Here is a 15,876-nt window from a genome sequence, read left to right on the forward strand (position 1 = left end):
ATGCTTAGGAAGCGAGGATTTTTCGATGATTTACAATAATGTTCTGGAGGCGGTCGGGCATACGCCCATGATACGGCTGAATCGCATGACGGGAGAGGACTGCGCACAGGTACTTGTAAAATATGAAGGGCTTAACATCGGGGGTTCGATCAAGACGCGCACGGCGTATAATATGATTTTGGAAGCGGAGAAGCAGGGCGTTTTAGATCAGGATTCCATCATCGTAGAGCCGACAAGCGGCAATCAGGGGATCGGCCTTGCGCTCGTCGGAGCGGTAAGGGGCTACCGAACGGTCATCATTATGCCCGATTCCGTCAGCGAAGAACGCAGAAAGCTGATGGAGCACTATGGTGCGGAAGTAAAGCTTGTACACGATGATGGAAATATCGGAGAATGCATAGAAGAATGTCTGAAAACGGCGCTTGAGATGCAGCGGGAGGATCCGCATGTTTTTGTGCCGCAGCAGTTTGCGAATCCTGCGAATCCTATGGCGCACAGGCATCATACGGCACTCGAAATATTGGAACAGGTCTCCGGGCCGATACACGGTTTTTGTTCCGGAGTAGGTACCGGCGGAACGATCACCGGAATAGGAGAGGTGCTGAAAGCGCAGAATCCTGATATGACGATATGGGCGGTCGAACCGGAGAACGCCGCTATCTTATCCGGGGGGAGTATAGGGACCCATTTGCAGATGGGGATCGGGGACGGCCTTATTCCGGAAAATCTGAACACAAAAATTTATGACGATATCTGTATCGTGACCGACGATGAAGCGATCCAAACCGCAAAAGATCTCGCGCGCATGGAGGGGCTTATGTGCGGGATATCGAGCGGAACGAATGTGGCGGCAGCGCTGCGCCTTGCACGCAGGCTTGGGCCGGAAAAAACAGTTGTGACCGTTTTGCCCGACACAGCGGAACGCTATTTCAGTACGCCGCTGTTCTGCGAATGAGAAAGCTTATTTCAAAGTTGTTAAGCGGTTCTTAAGAAACGGCTTAGCAAAAAAGTGATATAATGAAACGAGAGGCCTGATTCGGGCGGAAAATGGGGGAACTGGGGAATGAATCCCGCACTTGAGATCTGTAAATGGATCACGATCATACTGTCGGTCTATTCTATGCCAATCATGATATGGCTGGCAATCACAACGCTTGCCGGACTGCGCAGACCGCGCGCGCTTTGTGTGACCGGAAAAGAACAATACCGTTTTGCGGTACTGATTTGTGCACGCAACGAAGAAAATGTAATTGGAAATTTGATCGATAGCCTGAAGAAGCAGGACTATCAAAAGTATCATATTTTTGTTGTGGCGGATAACTGTACGGACCAAACGGCGCGTGTTGCGCAAGCGTGCGGCGCGACGGTATTCGAGCGGTTCAATGAGGAAAAGAAAGGAAAGGGCTATGCTCTTCATTTTGGGATCAACCGCCTGTTGAACGAATATGCGGACCAATATGACGCAGTATGCGTATTCGACGCAGATAATCTGGCGGCGCCTACCTTTCTTACGGAGATGAACTGCGCCTTGAATGCCGGGGCCGACGTAGCGCTTGGTTATCGGGATACGAAAAATATCCATGATTCGTGGGTAAGCGAAGTCTATTCGATCTACTGGCTGATGCTGCAGCGGTTTTACTATACGGCGCGCCATACGCTCGGCTTTTCCAGTATGGTGGGAGGAACCGGATTTGCGTTCAGGCTTTCCGCTTTGGGTGAGGAGGGGTGGACGACCTATTCCCTGACGGAAGACGTAGAGTTTTCGATCCAGCAGATATTAAAAGGTCACACGATCATTCCTGCGCGCAAGGCTGTATTTTATGACGAACAACCCGCCGATTACAGCGTGTCGGTCAAGCAGAGATACCGCTGGATGGTGGGAGGGATGCAGTGTATACCGCTGTATTTTTCGAAAATTATGAAAAATGTATTCCGCGGGAATCTGAAAGCGCTTGATCTTGCGTGGTATATTCTGTTTATTCCTGCAACAGGTTTGGCTTTACCGCTGAATGTGACGGCTGTGCTGACGTTGTTTCTGACGCCGGCATTTTCGCAGTCTGCCGCGCTGATTGTAGGGATATTATGTGTATTTAACTGGAGCCTTGCAATGCTTGTAGCGTTCCTAACGCTGAGGCTTGAACACAGGAAAATAAGGCCTATGACGCGCGGGATATGGCTTTACCCGATTTTTTTGCTGACGATGATGTTCATAGCGCTGGGTGCAATGCTCAGACCGCGGACGGAATGGGTGCCGATCGCGCATCAGAGCAAATACAAAATTGAAGATGTAGACGCCGGAACGTAAAAAAGAGCAGCGGGTTTTCTTCCCCGCTGTTTTCGTATGGCGGGCTTGTGGTATGATAAATAAAACGACTGCCTTATGGAGGAGAGCAATGGAGACCTTTGAGAAAATATACCAAAATTTATTGAAAAGATCTGCGCGGGGAGAAACTGTGGAAAATAATATGGAAGATCTTGACTGCCTATTTCAGCCGCAGAATTATCCTGTCGTGTGGAAGCGGGAAGAGTGCGACTGTCCTCCCGGCCGTCAGCAAGCGTGCAGGAATGTTTGTGAATTTGATGCGATCCGGCCCAATGAAAAGGGCGGAATTGAAATCGCAGCAGAAGAATGCGTCGGGTGCGGAGCCTGCATAGAAGCGTGCGACAGAGGAAAGCTTGAGGGCAGCCGTGACGCGATCGCCGTTTTAAATGCGCTGAAAGAAAAAAAGGGACCTGCCTACGCCTTGATCGCTCCGGCATTTACCGGACAGCTCGGGCCGGATGTAACGCCGGGAAAGCTGCGGACCGCATTCAAAAAAGTGGGCTTTGACGGAATGATAGAGGTCGCGTTGTTTGCGGATATCTTAACGCTCAAGGAAGCGCTTGAATTTGACCGGAATATCCAAAAGGAGTCAGACTATCAGCTTACAAGCTGCTGCTGCCCCATGTGGATCGCCATGATACGCAAGGTCTATCACGAGCTGATGCCGCATGTGCCGGGGGCCGTATCGCCAATGGTGGCCTGCGGGAGAACGGTCAAATCTCTCTATCCGGACGCGCTGACCGTATTTATCGGGCCGTGTCTTGCAAAAAAATCCGAGGCGAGGGAAAAAGACGTCGCGGGGGCGGTCGATTATGTACTGACGTTTCAGGAAGCAAAGGATATTCTGGAAGCCATGGATATCGAAACATCCGCGCTGCCGGAGGACGATAAAGATCATTCTTCCCGTGCGGGACGCATTTACGCGCGTAAGGGAGGGGTGAGCGAAGCGGTCAAAGCAACGGTAGACCGCTTGAATCCGGAACGCGAGATCACAGTGCGCACCCGTCAGGCTGACGGCGTTCCCGCATGTAAGGAAATGCTCAGTGCCTTGCGTGCAGGAGAAGCGGATGCAAACTTTTTTGAGGGCATGGGCTGCGCAGGAGGCTGCGTAGGAGGGCCTAAAGCGATCATAAAAAAAGAGCAGGGCGCGGAATATGTTGATGAATATGGGGAAAGAGCAAACTATCCGACGCCGATCGATAATCCGTATGTGATCGAGTTGCTGCACAGACTGGGCTTTGATACGGTGGAAAGCCTGCTTGAGCACAGCGATATTTTCACGAGGAACTTTGAATAGAAAAAGAGACGCTGCAGCGGCGTCTCTTTTTCATCACTTTTCGAAAAATATCATCTGCTGTTTGTTGATATCTCCGGAGCCGAGAGTCATCACGATATCTCCGGGCTGCCAGTTTTTCAGCAGATAGTCCTTGATCTCCTGAAATGTCGGGATATACAGGCACGAAGAGGAATTAGAGTTGATTGCCGCCACAACGTCGCGCGCGTGGATACCCTGCGTATCTGTGTCGCGGCCCGGATAGATATCAGGCATCAAAACTTCATCTGCATTGCCGAAGCATTGCGCATATTTATCTTTCAGCGTGCGGGCGCGGGTGTAGGAATTACATTGAAAAACGACCCACAATTTGCGGTGGGGAACCATGGAAGCCGCCTCAAGGCACGCGGCGATCTCGCTCGGATGATGCGCATAGTCGTGAAAAATGCGTACACCGTCACGCTCGCCGATCAGTTCAAAGCGCCGTCCGGCCAGTTTGTAATGCTTGAGGGCCTCGATGGCAATCCTTACGTCTACACCAAATACTTCATTTGCGAACGCCGTTGCAGCAAGCGCATTGCGCAGATTATGGAGACCGGGAACCGTAAGCTCAAGCGTGCCCAGCTTTTGTCCATGACATACGACGGTTCCTTTGCCGCAGCCGAGATCGTTGAACGTCGGAGAATCCAGATACCAGTCGCTTTCAGGACCGGCGTTATAGGTCACGACGCGGCAGGAAGCATACTCCTTTAAGCGGTATGCAAGCTCGTCCGACTGATTGAGAAGCAAAAGCCCGTTTTGATCCGCTTTCTGAATAAATTCGACGAAAGTATCGAAAATATCGTCGATATCACGATAGCAATCGAGATGGTCGTCATCGATATTGTTTACAAGGATATGAGTGGGGTGCAGAGTCAGAAAAGAACGAACATATTCGCATGCTTCCGTAATGAATGCATCGTTTGTACCGATCTTGACGCCGCCCGAAAGAAAATCGACCATCCCGCCGACGTGTACCGTACAGTCTTCACTGGAATGCTGCATGATGAGCGCGAGCATGGACGTGATCGTCGTTTTGCCGTGGCAGCCGGAAATACAAGCCACGCGTTTATAGTGCCGGGAAATGAGGCCGAGCAGCTTAGAGCGCTCGAGCATAGGGATATCATGAGCAGCAGCATAAGCATATTCCGGATTATAGGGCTTGATTGCTGCGGTATAAACGACAAGACCTGCTCCGCGGACATTTTTTTCGTCATGCCCGAATGTGACGGGTATTCCCTTTTTGGCCAACTGCCGGGTAAACGCGGATTCTTTCATATCGGAGCCCGTTACCTGATAGCCGTTCGCATGCATGATCTGCGCGAGTCCGCTCATAGAGCAGCCGCCTATCCCGATAAAATGGACTTTCTTGTCTCTGGGAATTGTTATATTTGTATCCATCCGATTCTCCTGATTTTCATTACGGCCTCCGGGGCCGGTATACGCCTGTTCTTTAAATGCTTTTCTATTATACTGAATATGCGCCGGTTTATCAACCGTTTGCCGTGCTATTTTGCCATGGATGTGCTATAATAAACAATATGAGCGGTGAATTTATAAAAATCGAATTATCCGACGGCAGTGAGCTGAACATCGGTATTATGCGAAAAACGATGAAGAATATACGTCTGCGCATTTGCAGGGACGGAAAGGCCTGCGTAAGCGCACCCTTTGGTGTAGACAGCGGGCGTATTCGTGAATTTGTCTCATCTAAAAAGGGATGGATCGAGGAACACATAAGAAGTCTTACGGCGGCGAAGCAGGAGGATGGTCATGTGCTGTTTATGGGAAATGACTATACGCTGGAGGCTGTAAAGGACCGCAGGACAGGTGTTGCCATAAGCGGCGGGAGCATGACGGTATTCTGCGGAAACCCGGAGGAATATAAAAAAGTACTGCAGGAATGGTGGGAAAGGCAGGCATATTCCTATTTGGAAGAAGCGGTGGATAAATGGTACCCTGTGTTAGGACTTCCGCAGGAAGACAGACCGACGATCAAGATACGAAAAATGAGGACACTGTGGGGGAGCTGTACCAGTGTTCAAAGAACCATTCGTTTCAATTATTATTTGATGTGTGCTTCGCCTGAGTGCATCGAATATGTCGTGCTCCACGAGCTTGCACACCTGCTTTATCCGGACCATGGAGCAGACTTTAAAACATTCCTGACAGATCATATGCCGGATTGGAAGGCACGAAAGCGCCGCCTGGCGAGCGAAAGTGCCGGAATAAGAATGTTTTAAGAAAAACCACAGAAAACATATTTTAAAAGCAGAAATCCTCTTGACAATAGGAATGCTTATCTATTATAATAATTCTTGCGCGCGACGGACGCGTATAGAGCGCGGGCGTGGCGGAATTGGCAGACGCGCCAGACTTAGGATCTGGTGCCTTAGGCGTGAAGGTTCGAGTCCTTTCGCCCGCACCAATTTCATATATGCGGGAGTGGCTCAGTGGTAGAGCGTCGCCTTGCCAAGGCGAATGTCGCGAGTTCGAATCTCGTCTTCCGCTCCACAAAATAAAATGTCGTTCCCATCAGCGCGGTGGGAACGTACATTTTAGGAAAGATGAAATGCGGGTGTAGCTCAGTGGCAGAGCACCGGCTTCCCAAGCCGGCTATGTGGGTTCGATTCCCATCACCCGCTCCAAAGCATCTTTTGCGGAGGAGCGGCCTGTGGAATGAGTGGATTTTGTTTTGCAGGAGGCAGAACGAAAAGAGAATATATGCGGGTGTAGCTCAATGGTAGAGCGTCGGCCTTCCAAGCCGAATACGTGGGTTCGATTCCCATCACCCGCTCCATCTTCTGCAAATATGCAGGTTTGGGCCTTTAGCTCAGTTGGCTAGAGCACCTGACTCTTAATCAGGGTGTCCAGGGTTCGAGTCCCTGAAGGCCCACCACGTCGCGGCAAGTTCCGCGATTCCAAAGCCCTCGCAAAAGCGAGGGTTTTTTTATGCTCTACTGCCGCTTCTTTTTCCCACGCGACCCGCTTCGATAGGCTCGCGCGGGGGTCCGTTTTTAGCTGCATCTATTTTGTATGAACGACACAAATCGGAACAAAGCGCGCTTGTTCCGATTTTTCTTATACGGAAAAATCCATATATGCGTACCTGTTTCGCATTGCTTCCAAACGACTCGCTGTATTTGAGCCGGCTGAGGCCCCGGTTTGTGCCGGAAGCGCATACTTTTTATCGGCTGGAAAGAGGGAGAGGAGTTCATGCGAACGCGGCCGGAAAGAAGAGAAAGCTATCTTTGCCGTGCTGGAGCTTGATCTTCCGCTTCTTTGCCGAACTTATTTCGATGAGCGGGCCATTCAAGTTCGGCGGAGGCTCCGTTTTCCCTGAAGCTATTTTGTATCGATGAAACAAAACCACGGTTTCAGCATTTTTATTTTGCCCGGTTGATGAGCTGGGGGAGATAACGGCCAAGCCCCTTAGAGCGGTGGAAAATAAGCGGCAGCCGGAACGTTCGGGTAAGACAAATTTCTATAGCGGAATGTACGGTGTTTCTGCATTGAAAAATATTCGATTTCTTCAGATGCTGCACAGTATGCTATAATAGAAACGGAATATATTGCAATATTTTTCGGAGGGATTTCATGACAAGGATAACGGAGCGTGAGCGGCGCCTGCACCGCCGCAAAAGAATCGCAATCAGCACAGTTGCGGCTGTTTGTGTTGTTGCTTGTGTCTTTCTTGCCGTGGGTTCTTTGGAGCAGAAGCAAAAAGTAAATGGTAGGGAACCGGACGATGTTTCCGCGGAGGAAACGGTCTTTGTATCTGCGAGCCCCCAAAAGACGGCGAGTCCGTCTCCCTCTGCTTCCCCGACGCCTAAAAAGCTTGCCGATATGACGGCAGAGGAGATATGGGAAAATGACCCGCGTGTTCCGATAGAAGCAAAGGGGATATATGTAAGTGATGGAAGCGTATCGACGGAAGATAAGCTTGATTCCCTGATTGCGCTTCTCAAGAAAACTGAGCTGAATGCCATGGTGATCAACGTTAAAACAGACGACGGACACGTCACGTACGATATGGATATTGATATGGTGCAGGAGATAGGAGCTGTTCAACCGTATATTACGGATATCGGAGCATTGATCAAAAAGCTGAAGGAAAACGGTATCTATGTAATAGGCCGCGTCGTTGCCTTTAAGGACCCGTTCCTTGCAGAGGCACGTCCGGAGTTCAGTCTGAAAAATAGCGATGGGTCTATTTTTCGGGATAAAGACGGAAATGCATGGGTGAATCCGTATGACCGGGAGCTGTGGGACTATCTGGTCGGTATTGGAAAACAGATGGCAAAGGATGGCTTCGATGAAATACAATTTGATTATATCCGTTTTTCTACTGACCATGGAATGAAGCAGGTGGATTTTGGAGAAGAGGCGCAGAGCGTTTCCAAGCAGGAGATCGTAAATGAATTTGTCGAATATGCTTACCGTGCGCTGGCCCCCACGGGGCTGTTTGTTTCTGCGGATGTTTATGGCGTCATTGTTCTTTATGAATCGGACGGTGTTCTGATTGGGCAGGATTACGCGGGAATGGCCAAATATCTCGACTATATCTGTCCGATGGATTATCCCTCGCACATTACAGACGGTGCATACGATTTGACCGACCCGGATACTCACCCGTATGAATTGGTAGCAGGGCTCATGTCAGACTCCGGCCGCCTGCTGTCCGAACCGAACAAGCAGGGGCATGTTGCTAAAGTGCGCCCGTGGCTGCAGGGATTCACGGCTACATGGCTGGATAACTATTTGGAATACGGTCCGGAAGAATTCAGGGCGCAGATCGATGCGGTTTATGACGGCGGAGCAAAGGAATGGATATTCTGGAATGCCGGAAGCCATTACCCGGAAGACGCTTTTTTGCCGTCAGAAAACGAGGAAGAAATAAAAAACGGTGCGAATAGAGATGGTCAAAACAATAGATCAGCGGTTTCAGACACTTTGCCGTGAATTGAATGGAGAAAATATTTCCGGGTTTATCGGTGTTCGGCTTCTCTGAATGACGAGAAGGCAGCCGGAGGAGAAAGGCTCACGCGATATTATTTGCCTTGGAAAACAGCCGTCCGGATGGGGATGTATCAAACTATACGGGCGAGGACTATGGAACGAGCCCAAAGTATGGGATCATATTAGGGATGACGCAGTTATCTGTATGAAAAAGAGATCGTAACGCACAGGGGTTGCCGGAAGGAGGAATGGAACATGAGTAAAACGGAATTGGTACAAAAGGAAATGATTGCCGCAATGAAAGCGCGGGATGCGGAGCGGAAAGAATCGCTTTCGCTTTTGCTGGCTGCATTAAAGGCAAAGGCAAAAGACAAAAAGGAGGCTCTTTTGGAAGCTGAGGAAGACGCTATTATTCTGAAAGAGATCAAACAAGCGGAGGAGAGCCTTGCAGGCGCCGAAAAAGCGGCCCGTGCAGATTTGATCGAAATGAACCGGAGCCGTATTGCGGTTCTCTCTGAATTTGCTCCTGCGCAAATGGAAGAAGCGGAAATTCAAAAGATAATCGCTGAAGTTCTGCAGAAGCTGGGGATAGAAAAACCGGAGCCAAAGGATAAGGGCATCATCATGAAGAACCTAATGCCGCTCGTGAAAGGAAAGGCAGACGGCGGTATGGTGAACCGGCTGGTAGGAGAAGCCATGAAGTAGAAAACAGTTGGCCAAAAATGCGGCCCTTTTAACGGCCGTATTTTTTTCGGGAATCAGACCGCAAATATGTTAAAAAGCGGAAGATTTTTTCTGACTGCGGATAAAATAAACAATAAAATTGAGGACTGCTCCATACATAGCCGCACCGATGCCTGTATACAATATACCGAGCACAAATGGCGGAAAGAGACCCGAGGCGCGCAGAATGATGCCGAAGCTGATCATGCAGGCCATGATAATATAACCCTTGACATCGAAAAATGCAAACGCGCATACCTGCCTATGAGGGAAAGCCGCGATGCGGGCGGTATGCTTTCGAAACAGGCGGAAAAAAATAAATTTGAAAAAAAGAAAGAAAACAATGCATGCGGCTGGGAGCGAGAGCCATATTGGATCTAAATGACGGAGTAAAGCAGGCAGCCCGATTGAAAGAACGGCTGTGCCCGCAATGCACCAAACGATCCCGGCAAGCAGGGGAAGATACTTTTTATTAATGCGAGGGCTGTGCTCCAGCCATGAACGGTTCCCGGTCGGCATAACGCTTTAATCCTCTTCGTCGAAAAAATGCTTTTGCAATACAAATCCGCCGTTTTCGTCCCGGATAAACGCGGTCTCAACGTCGGAATCAAGAAAAGGAACGATGTCGGGATCGTAGCTGCATATCGTTTCGAGAGGAAACACCGTATTGTTGCCGGGAGTATTCATATAAACGCCGTCTTCGTCTCCGGCGAGAAAAACCCAACCGGAATCGGGCGTGTTTGGAACCGGAATATCCCGATACATAACGCCGATCTCACATCCATCTACAGAGATCCTGTCGCTGACAACGCATCCGGCCTCCGGAACACTGCGGTGCAGCGCGGGATCGAGCTTAAGGCCGGGAAAATAACTTTTTTCTGCTTTCATAGAACCACTCCTTTATAAGACATAGTGTACTCCTAAATATGTGGGGAATCAACAGAGCATTTATGAATGATTAATAAACCGATTCCCTAAAAAAATGCAAAATACTTGCAAAATAAAGAAAGCGGAGGTATAATAGCAAGGCACCCCTAAAAAGGGAAAGGAAGTAGTATGAAAAAAGCAGTCATGAAAGCCTGCCAAGTTGTATGTACTGGCTTTTTGGTTCTTGCGATTGGCGTTACTGCTCTGCCGCATGCGTCAGCGGCGGAAAGCACGGAGATGCAGGAAAGTGCGGAGGCGCTTGCAGAGAGTATCACGCAGGCTGTTATTGAAACATTTACAGACGAAGCGCTGAGCGCGCCGTATGAGTACGCCCCTTATGGGGATCTCACGGTCATTACTGGATATACGGCGGAGGAGCTGGAGACCCTGCTCGAGGATTCGGGCCTCGAAGGACTCGGCGCATACTATGCGGACAAAGAACAGACGCACGGCATCAATGCTTTGTTCCTGATCAGCGTCGCTCAGCTTGAAAGCGGATTCGGAAACAGCAGTCTTGCGCGCAACTGCAATAACTTGGGCGGCATCAAAAACGGAAATGACGGCTATATGGAATTTCCGACGAAACAGGATTGCGTAGAATATCAGGCCACGCTCCTGCGGGATGATTATCTGAACGAAAACGGAAAATATTACCGGGGAAAGACGTCGAAGGATGTGAGCCAGAATTATTGCGGGGGCTCTGAGTCATGGTATACGCAGGTAGAATCCCTTATGAAAAGGAATTTTGGAAAAATACAGGAAATGAGGGAACAAAACGGAGCAGAAGCAGCTTGATTTTTTGGAAATAAAAGCCATGCGCATTGAACAGCGGCATGGTTTTTTATGTTGCGCCGTTTTTTTATAGATGAAGATTGAAGCGGCAGATAGGATGACGTATAATAAAGGCGAACGAAAAAGAAACGCAGCAAAGGAGAAAGGACATGAAAAAGATCACGCTTGTTTTAGACGGCGTTGCCGATAGGCCGAATGCCGCGCTGGGTAATAAAACGCCGCTTGAATATGCAAAGACGCCGAATTTGGATGCGCTTTATGCAAAGGCTTTGGGCGGAACGGTCCTGACGATACCGGACGGGCTTGAAGTAGGAAGCGCAGTAGCAAATTTAAGCTTGCTCGGGTTTGATCCGCATACCTATCGTGGAAGATCGATCATAGAAGCGGCGGGCCTGCATCTTCCGATGAATGAGGAAGATTTATATATCCGCTGCAACTTAGTGACGTTCGAGGGAGATTCCTTTGAAACGAGCCGAATCAAGAGCTACAGCGCATATGACATTGCGACGGAGGTCGCGGAGCCTGTTGCAAAAGAACTGGCCGCAAAGGTCTTTGACGACGAATTCCAGTTGGTTTATTGCGGCTCTTTCCGCTGTACGCTGATCGTGAAAAACGGGAAAACCCTTTATCCGGTCGATTTTATGCCTGCGCACGATATCATTGGGCAGGATATCGCACCCTTTATCCGCACAGAGGGCAAACAGGCGAAATTTTTTGAACTGATGAAGAGGTCCTATGATTTTCTGCAAAAGAAAAATATCCCTGCCAATGGTATGTGGATGTGGGGCGCGTCCATCATGCCTGAGATCAAAGGAGATACGCGCGGCCGCGTCGCCCTTTCCGAAACACTGCTGATGGATGGGATCACGACGATCGCAGGGCTGACGAATATCGGAACCCGCCGGGAGGGACGTTCTTTCGATGACTTTCTGAAAGAAAAGCTGGAAAAAGCAGTCAAAGCGGTAGAAGAGTACGATGATATTTACGTACATATCCAAGAGACGGACGATTTATCCCATGAGCTCCAGCCCATAGAAAAGATGCGTGCAGTAGAGTCTATAGACCGCGTCTTTCTGGGAGAATTCCTGAAAAACATCGGAGATGATTTTACGCTTTCTGTTGCATCCGATCATTTTACGTTCTCAGATACAGGAGCGCACGGGGGAGAACCGGTTCCGTTTTTGTTCTATGATTCCCGGCATGAGAAAAAACAGACTGGAAGATTTACGGAGCAAAGCGGACGCGATAAAAAATATACGATTACTGCGGCGGAACTGAAAGACATGCAGAGACAGGCGGAGACGCAAAGATAAATTTTTGCTTGACATGTTTTACGAAGGCTGTTATGATTAATAATCATAAATAAAGAAACCAGTGATTCAGAAGAGTAACCGGGAAAACCGCTTCCAAGAGAGCGATGGATGGTGAGATCATCGCAGGCACAGGAATTTCGGCGAATGGACTGATGAGGGCAGGAAGAACAGCGAAAGTTTAGTAATACCTGACGGAGATTCCAACCGTTATCATGGAAACGCAATTGTTTGATTGTGGCAGAGAGGGCGTTTTACGTCAATCCGGGTGGCACCGCAGAAGTTTATTGAAAGCTTTTGTCCCAGAGCAGGGGACAGAAGCTTTTTTATTTAAAAATATCTTTGAAGGGAGAAACAAGCAATGGTAAAAATTCCGCATAGACTCTATTTAACTGAAGATGAGATGCCGAAGCAGTGGTATAACATGCGTGCAGATATGAAAGAGTTGCCTGACCCGATGATCAATCCGGCAACGATGAAGCCGGCGGCGGAGGAGGACCTCTATCCGGTATTCTGCAAGAAATTAGCGCATCAGGAAATGGATAATGAGACGAGATACGTCGATATCCCGGACGAGATACTCGAGATGTATAAGATATACCGTCCGTCTCCGCTTATTCGCGCATTCAATTTGGAAAAGGCGCTCGATACTCCGGCAAAGATCTACTACAAGTTTGAGGGAAACAATACGTCGGGCAGCCATAAGCTCAATTCCGCTATTGCGCAGGCCTATTACGCAAAAGATCAGGGCCTGAAAGGCCTCACGACGGAAACAGGGGCCGGCCAGTGGGGAACGGCGCTTGCAGAAGCGTGCTCATATTTTGGACTCCCGCTCACGGTGTTCATGGTTAAGGTATCCTATCAGCAGAAGCCTTTCCGCAAGGCGGTCATGCAGACCTTTGACGCTGAGGTGATTGCAAGCCCAAGCGATACGACGCAGATCGGACGCAAGATTTTAGCGGAGGACCCAAACACGACGGGAAGCCTCGGATGCGCAATCTCAGAAGCGGTAGAAAAAGCGGTGAGCTCGGAGGGATACCGGTATGTTCTCGGTTCAGTACTGAATCAGGTACTGCTCCACCAGTCGATCATCGGACTTGAGTCCAAAATAGCGATGGAGAAGCTGGATGAATATCCGGACGTAGTGATCGGCTGCGCGGGAGGCGGTTCTAACCTCGGAGGCCTGATCGCTCCGTTTATGCAGGATAAGCTTACAGGTAAGGCGGATCCGCGTATCGTAGCGGTAGAACCGGCCTCCTGTCCGTCCTTTACGCGGGGGAAATATGCGTATGATTTCTGCGATACGGGCAAGATCACGCCGATGGCCAAGATGTACACGCTCGGAAGTGGATTCATTCCCTCTGCAAATCATGCAGGCGGCCTGCGTTATCATGGAATGTCACCGATTTTGTCTAAGCTCTACCATGATAAATATATGGAAGCTGTAGCAGTCGAGCAGAGCAAAGTCTTTGAGGCAGCGGTGCTGTTTGCTAAAAAAGAGACGATTCTGCCTGCGCCGGAATCTGCTCATGCGATCCGCGCAGCGATCGATGAAGCGCTGCGCTGTAAAGAATCGGGCGAAAAGAAGACGATCCTTTTCGGACTCACGGGAACAGGATATTTCGATATGACAGCCTATGAAGCATATCATGAGGGCAGGATGAGCGATTATATTCCGACGGACGAAGAGCTCCAGAAAGGATTCGATAGTCTGCCCCAAATACCGTAAAATAAAATCCAAAAAGCGGCGGCCCTCGTGGTTACGCCGCTTTTTTATCTATCTCCGTGCGAGGCGCAGAGGGTAGAAGTACTCTGATTACTGAAATAAAATATACCGGTATAGCCGAAAAAAGGAGGATGTACAGCCGGCCTTTTCCGGAAAATGAAATATGGCATAAATCGGGAGAATAGACGCAAGTTGCGCAAAAAATGATTATGGCGTAAAATAATAATACTATAATGGAACGGAGCCTGACATGAAAAAATTATTCAGTTTCTTTATCAGCAGGATGTTTATTGTTTTTGCCCTTATTGGGATTCAAGCATGGCTCCTGATCAGTATTTTTGTATACTTTGACGATCAATCCCAAACGATACGGATGTTTTTTTGGATCGCAAGTCTTGTGATGGCGCTCTATATCGTCAACAAGCGGCAAAATCCATCCTATAAGCTGGCATGGATCATCGTGATCCTCGTTCTGCCCGTTTTTGGTGTGCTGATGTATATCTTCTTCAGCCAGCGGCGCCTGACTCGCTGGCTGCGGCGCAAAGCGGAACGGGAGATAGAAAAGTCGGAACCGTTTTTGGGGCAGGACCGCAGGATAACGCACGAACTGGAACAAAAAAGCATGGATGCGCTCAGACAAACCGATTACATCCGCAAAGCCAGCATGTTTCCGGTGTATGATAGAACTGAGACGGAATATTTTTCGAGCGGAGAAGCTTTCTTTGAACAACTGAAAGAAGAACTGGAAAAAGCAGAACGCTATATTTTTATGGAATACTTTATTGTGCAGGCCGGCACGATGTGGAACAGTATCCTCGACATATTAAAACGAAAAGCGGAGGCAGGAGTGGACGTACGGTTTATGTATGACGATATGGGATGCGCACGAACCCTCCCTTTCCGTTACTATAAACAACTGGAAGCGATGGGTATCAAAGCGGCGGTCTTTAATCCGCTGCGGCCGGAGCTCTCCTCTATCTTCAATAACCGGAACCATCGCAAGGTAACGGTGGTCGACGGTCATACGGCTTTTTGCAGCGGTGCGAACCTTGCAGATGAATATATCAATGCCATCGAACGGTTTGGGCACTGGAAAGACGGGGCGGTTATGCTGAAAGGGATGGGGGCATGGGCATTCGCCGTTATGTTTTTGCAGGCATGGAATTTTATGCGGCCGGAGGATGACGACTACTCCATATTCCGGCCGAAAGTACAGGAATTGGATGGAATTTCGTCTGACGGATATGTGCAGCCGTTTACAGACGACCCTATGGATGACGAATATGTCAGCGAAAATACCTATATGAATATGGTAGGGAGGGCAAAACGGTATCTATACATCAACACACCCTATCTGATTCTGGATAATGAATTTATGACGGCTCTGCAGAACGCAGCGAAAAGCGGTGTGGACGTACGTATCACTACGCCTCATATACCGGATAAAAAAATGGTGTTTCTTCTAACGCAGGCGCATTATGAAGCGCTTCTGAAAGCGGGAGTACGCATCTATGAGTATACGCCCGGCTTTATCCATACTAAGACATTTGTTTGTGATGATGAATTCGGCATCATCGGGACGATCAATCTGGATTATCGCAGTCTGTTTCTGCATTATGAATGCGGGGTATGGTTATATCAGGCTAAGACGATCGGTCAGTTGAAAGAGGATTATGAAAAGACGCTTGCGGTTTGTCAGGAGATAACCTGCGAAGAAGTGTGCCGCCGGCCGTGGTATATCCGCCTGATGCAGGCGGTTCTCCGCGTATTCGCTCCGATGATGTGACCGCAGGAACTGGATGGA

13 protein-coding genes and 5 tRNA genes are annotated in these 15,876 nt (G+C 49.1%); 16 read left to right on the top strand and 2 right to left on the bottom strand.

All coding sequences use genetic code 11. The features are described 5' to 3' along the window. Positions 1-25 precede the first annotated feature (25 nt). The 3 genes from cysK (at position 26) to PUP29_RS00560 (ending at position 3,620) form a co-directional block, all read left to right on the top strand. A complete protein-coding gene (gene cysK / locus PUP29_RS00550) occupies positions 26-955 on the top strand; it encodes a cysteine synthase A (protein WP_079547738.1) in 930 nt (309 codons plus the stop codon). 108 nt (positions 956-1,063) lie between these two features. After that, positions 1,064-2,305 carry a glycosyltransferase family 2 protein gene (locus PUP29_RS00555; protein WP_079547737.1) on the top strand — a complete coding sequence of 414 codons (1,242 nt, stop codon included), beginning with the start codon at positions 1,064-1,066 and terminating at the stop codon, positions 2,303-2,305. An 88-nt stretch (positions 2,306-2,393) separates the two neighbouring features. Beyond that, positions 2,394-3,620, top strand: a complete 1,227-nt coding sequence (locus PUP29_RS00560; RefSeq protein WP_079547736.1) for a [Fe-Fe] hydrogenase large subunit C-terminal domain-containing protein — start codon at positions 2,394-2,396, stop codon at positions 3,618-3,620. Between the two features lie 33 nt (positions 3,621-3,653). Here the strand turns inward: PUP29_RS00560 and murC are convergent, their stop codons facing one another. Next, positions 3,654-5,036 carry a UDP-N-acetylmuramate--L-alanine ligase gene (gene murC / locus PUP29_RS00565; RefSeq protein WP_079547735.1) on the bottom strand — a complete coding sequence of 461 codons (1,383 nt, stop codon included), beginning with the start codon at positions 5,034-5,036 and terminating at the stop codon, positions 3,654-3,656. Between the two features lie 140 nt (positions 5,037-5,176). On the opposite strand from murC, the gene PUP29_RS00570 reads away from it, so the two are divergent. The 8 genes from PUP29_RS00570 to PUP29_RS00605 all read left to right on the top strand — a co-directional run bounded on the left by PUP29_RS00570 (position 5,177) and on the right by PUP29_RS00605 (position 9,299). Then, a complete protein-coding gene (locus PUP29_RS00570) occupies positions 5,177-5,878 on the top strand; it encodes a M48 family metallopeptidase (RefSeq protein WP_353423558.1) in 702 nt (233 codons plus the stop codon). Between the two features lie 101 nt (positions 5,879-5,979). Next, positions 5,980-6,063, top strand: a tRNA-Leu gene (locus PUP29_RS00575). 11 nt (positions 6,064-6,074) lie between these two features. Continuing rightward, a tRNA-Gly gene (locus PUP29_RS00580) sits at positions 6,075-6,149 on the top strand. Positions 6,150-6,209: 60 nt separating this feature from the next. After that, positions 6,210-6,283 (top strand) — tRNA-Gly (locus PUP29_RS00585). A 78-nt stretch (positions 6,284-6,361) separates the two neighbouring features. Further along, positions 6,362-6,435 (top strand) — tRNA-Gly (locus PUP29_RS00590). 22 nt (positions 6,436-6,457) lie between these two features. Next, positions 6,458-6,534: transfer RNA gene (locus PUP29_RS00595), tRNA-Lys, on the top strand. 698 nt (positions 6,535-7,232) lie between these two features. After that, positions 7,233-8,597: a putative glycoside hydrolase gene (locus PUP29_RS00600; RefSeq protein ID WP_079547732.1), complete on the top strand. Its 1,365-nt coding sequence runs from the start codon at positions 7,233-7,235 to the stop codon at positions 8,595-8,597. A 252-nt stretch (positions 8,598-8,849) separates the two neighbouring features. Continuing rightward, on the top strand, positions 8,850-9,299 hold the full coding sequence (locus PUP29_RS00605) for a GatB/YqeY domain-containing protein (RefSeq protein ID WP_079547731.1): 450 nt from the start codon (positions 8,850-8,852) through the stop codon (positions 9,297-9,299). 543 nt (positions 9,300-9,842) lie between these two features. On the opposite strand, the gene PUP29_RS00610 is transcribed toward PUP29_RS00605, so the two are convergent. Continuing rightward, a complete protein-coding gene (locus tag PUP29_RS00610) occupies positions 9,843-10,205 on the bottom strand; it encodes a DUF2185 domain-containing protein (RefSeq protein WP_079547729.1) in 363 nt (120 codons plus the stop codon). Between the two features lie 168 nt (positions 10,206-10,373). Here PUP29_RS00610 and PUP29_RS00615 point away from each other — a divergent pair, with 168 nt between their 5' ends. The 5 genes from PUP29_RS00615 to cls all read left to right on the top strand — a co-directional run bounded on the left by PUP29_RS00615 (position 10,374) and on the right by cls (position 15,858). Beyond that, on the top strand, positions 10,374-11,039 hold the full coding sequence (locus tag PUP29_RS00615) for a glucosaminidase domain-containing protein (protein WP_079547728.1): 666 nt from the start codon (positions 10,374-10,376) through the stop codon (positions 11,037-11,039). Between the two features lie 146 nt (positions 11,040-11,185). After that, positions 11,186-12,349 carry a hypothetical protein gene (locus PUP29_RS00620; protein WP_079547727.1) on the top strand — a complete coding sequence of 388 codons (1,164 nt, stop codon included), beginning with the start codon at positions 11,186-11,188 and terminating at the stop codon, positions 12,347-12,349. Between the two features lie 212 nt (positions 12,350-12,561). Continuing rightward, positions 12,562-12,714: a hypothetical protein gene (locus PUP29_RS00625; protein ID WP_353423559.1), complete on the top strand. Its 153-nt coding sequence runs from the start codon at positions 12,562-12,564 to the stop codon at positions 12,712-12,714. Next, on the top strand, positions 12,708-14,075 hold the full coding sequence (locus tag PUP29_RS00630; protein ID WP_079547726.1) for a TrpB-like pyridoxal phosphate-dependent enzyme: 1,368 nt from the start codon (positions 12,708-12,710) through the stop codon (positions 14,073-14,075). The genes PUP29_RS00625 and PUP29_RS00630 overlap by 7 nt, the downstream gene beginning before the upstream one ends. Positions 14,076-14,322: 247 nt before the next feature. Continuing rightward, on the top strand, positions 14,323-15,858 hold the full coding sequence (gene cls / locus PUP29_RS00635; RefSeq protein ID WP_079547725.1) for a cardiolipin synthase: 1,536 nt from the start codon (positions 14,323-14,325) through the stop codon (positions 15,856-15,858). Positions 15,859-15,876: the final 18 nt, after the last annotated feature.

Source organism: Christensenella massiliensis, from assembly GCF_040409835.1.
GTDB classification, from domain to species: domain Bacteria; phylum Bacillota; class Clostridia; order Christensenellales; family Christensenellaceae; genus Christensenella; species Christensenella massiliensis.

Excerpts from the sequence above, each read along its gene's own strand:
- PUP29_RS00625 (WP_353423559.1), top strand. The coding sequence starts at position 12,562 with ATGGAAACGCAATTGTTTGATTGTGGCAGAGAGGGCGTTTTACGTCAA.
- murC (WP_079547735.1), bottom strand. The coding sequence starts at position 5,036 with ATGGATACAAATATAACAATTCCCAGAGACAAGAAAGTCCATTTTATC.
- cysK (WP_079547738.1), top strand. The coding sequence starts at position 26 with ATGATTTACAATAATGTTCTGGAGGCGGTCGGGCATACGCCCATGATA.
- PUP29_RS00555 (WP_079547737.1), top strand. The coding sequence starts at position 1,064 with ATGAATCCCGCACTTGAGATCTGTAAATGGATCACGATCATACTGTCG.
- PUP29_RS00620 (WP_079547727.1), top strand. The coding sequence starts at position 11,186 with ATGAAAAAGATCACGCTTGTTTTAGACGGCGTTGCCGATAGGCCGAAT.
- PUP29_RS00570 (WP_353423558.1), top strand. The coding sequence starts at position 5,177 with ATGAGCGGTGAATTTATAAAAATCGAATTATCCGACGGCAGTGAGCTG.
- cls (WP_079547725.1), top strand. The coding sequence starts at position 14,323 with ATGAAAAAATTATTCAGTTTCTTTATCAGCAGGATGTTTATTGTTTTT.
- PUP29_RS00600 (WP_079547732.1), top strand. The coding sequence starts at position 7,233 with ATGACAAGGATAACGGAGCGTGAGCGGCGCCTGCACCGCCGCAAAAGA.
- PUP29_RS00560 (WP_079547736.1), top strand. The coding sequence starts at position 2,394 with ATGGAGACCTTTGAGAAAATATACCAAAATTTATTGAAAAGATCTGCG.
- PUP29_RS00615 (WP_079547728.1), top strand. The coding sequence starts at position 10,374 with ATGAAAAAAGCAGTCATGAAAGCCTGCCAAGTTGTATGTACTGGCTTT.
- PUP29_RS00630 (WP_079547726.1), top strand. The coding sequence starts at position 12,708 with ATGGTAAAAATTCCGCATAGACTCTATTTAACTGAAGATGAGATGCCG.
- PUP29_RS00610 (WP_079547729.1), bottom strand. The coding sequence starts at position 10,205 with ATGAAAGCAGAAAAAAGTTATTTTCCCGGCCTTAAGCTCGATCCCGCG.
- PUP29_RS00605 (WP_079547731.1), top strand. The coding sequence starts at position 8,850 with ATGAGTAAAACGGAATTGGTACAAAAGGAAATGATTGCCGCAATGAAA.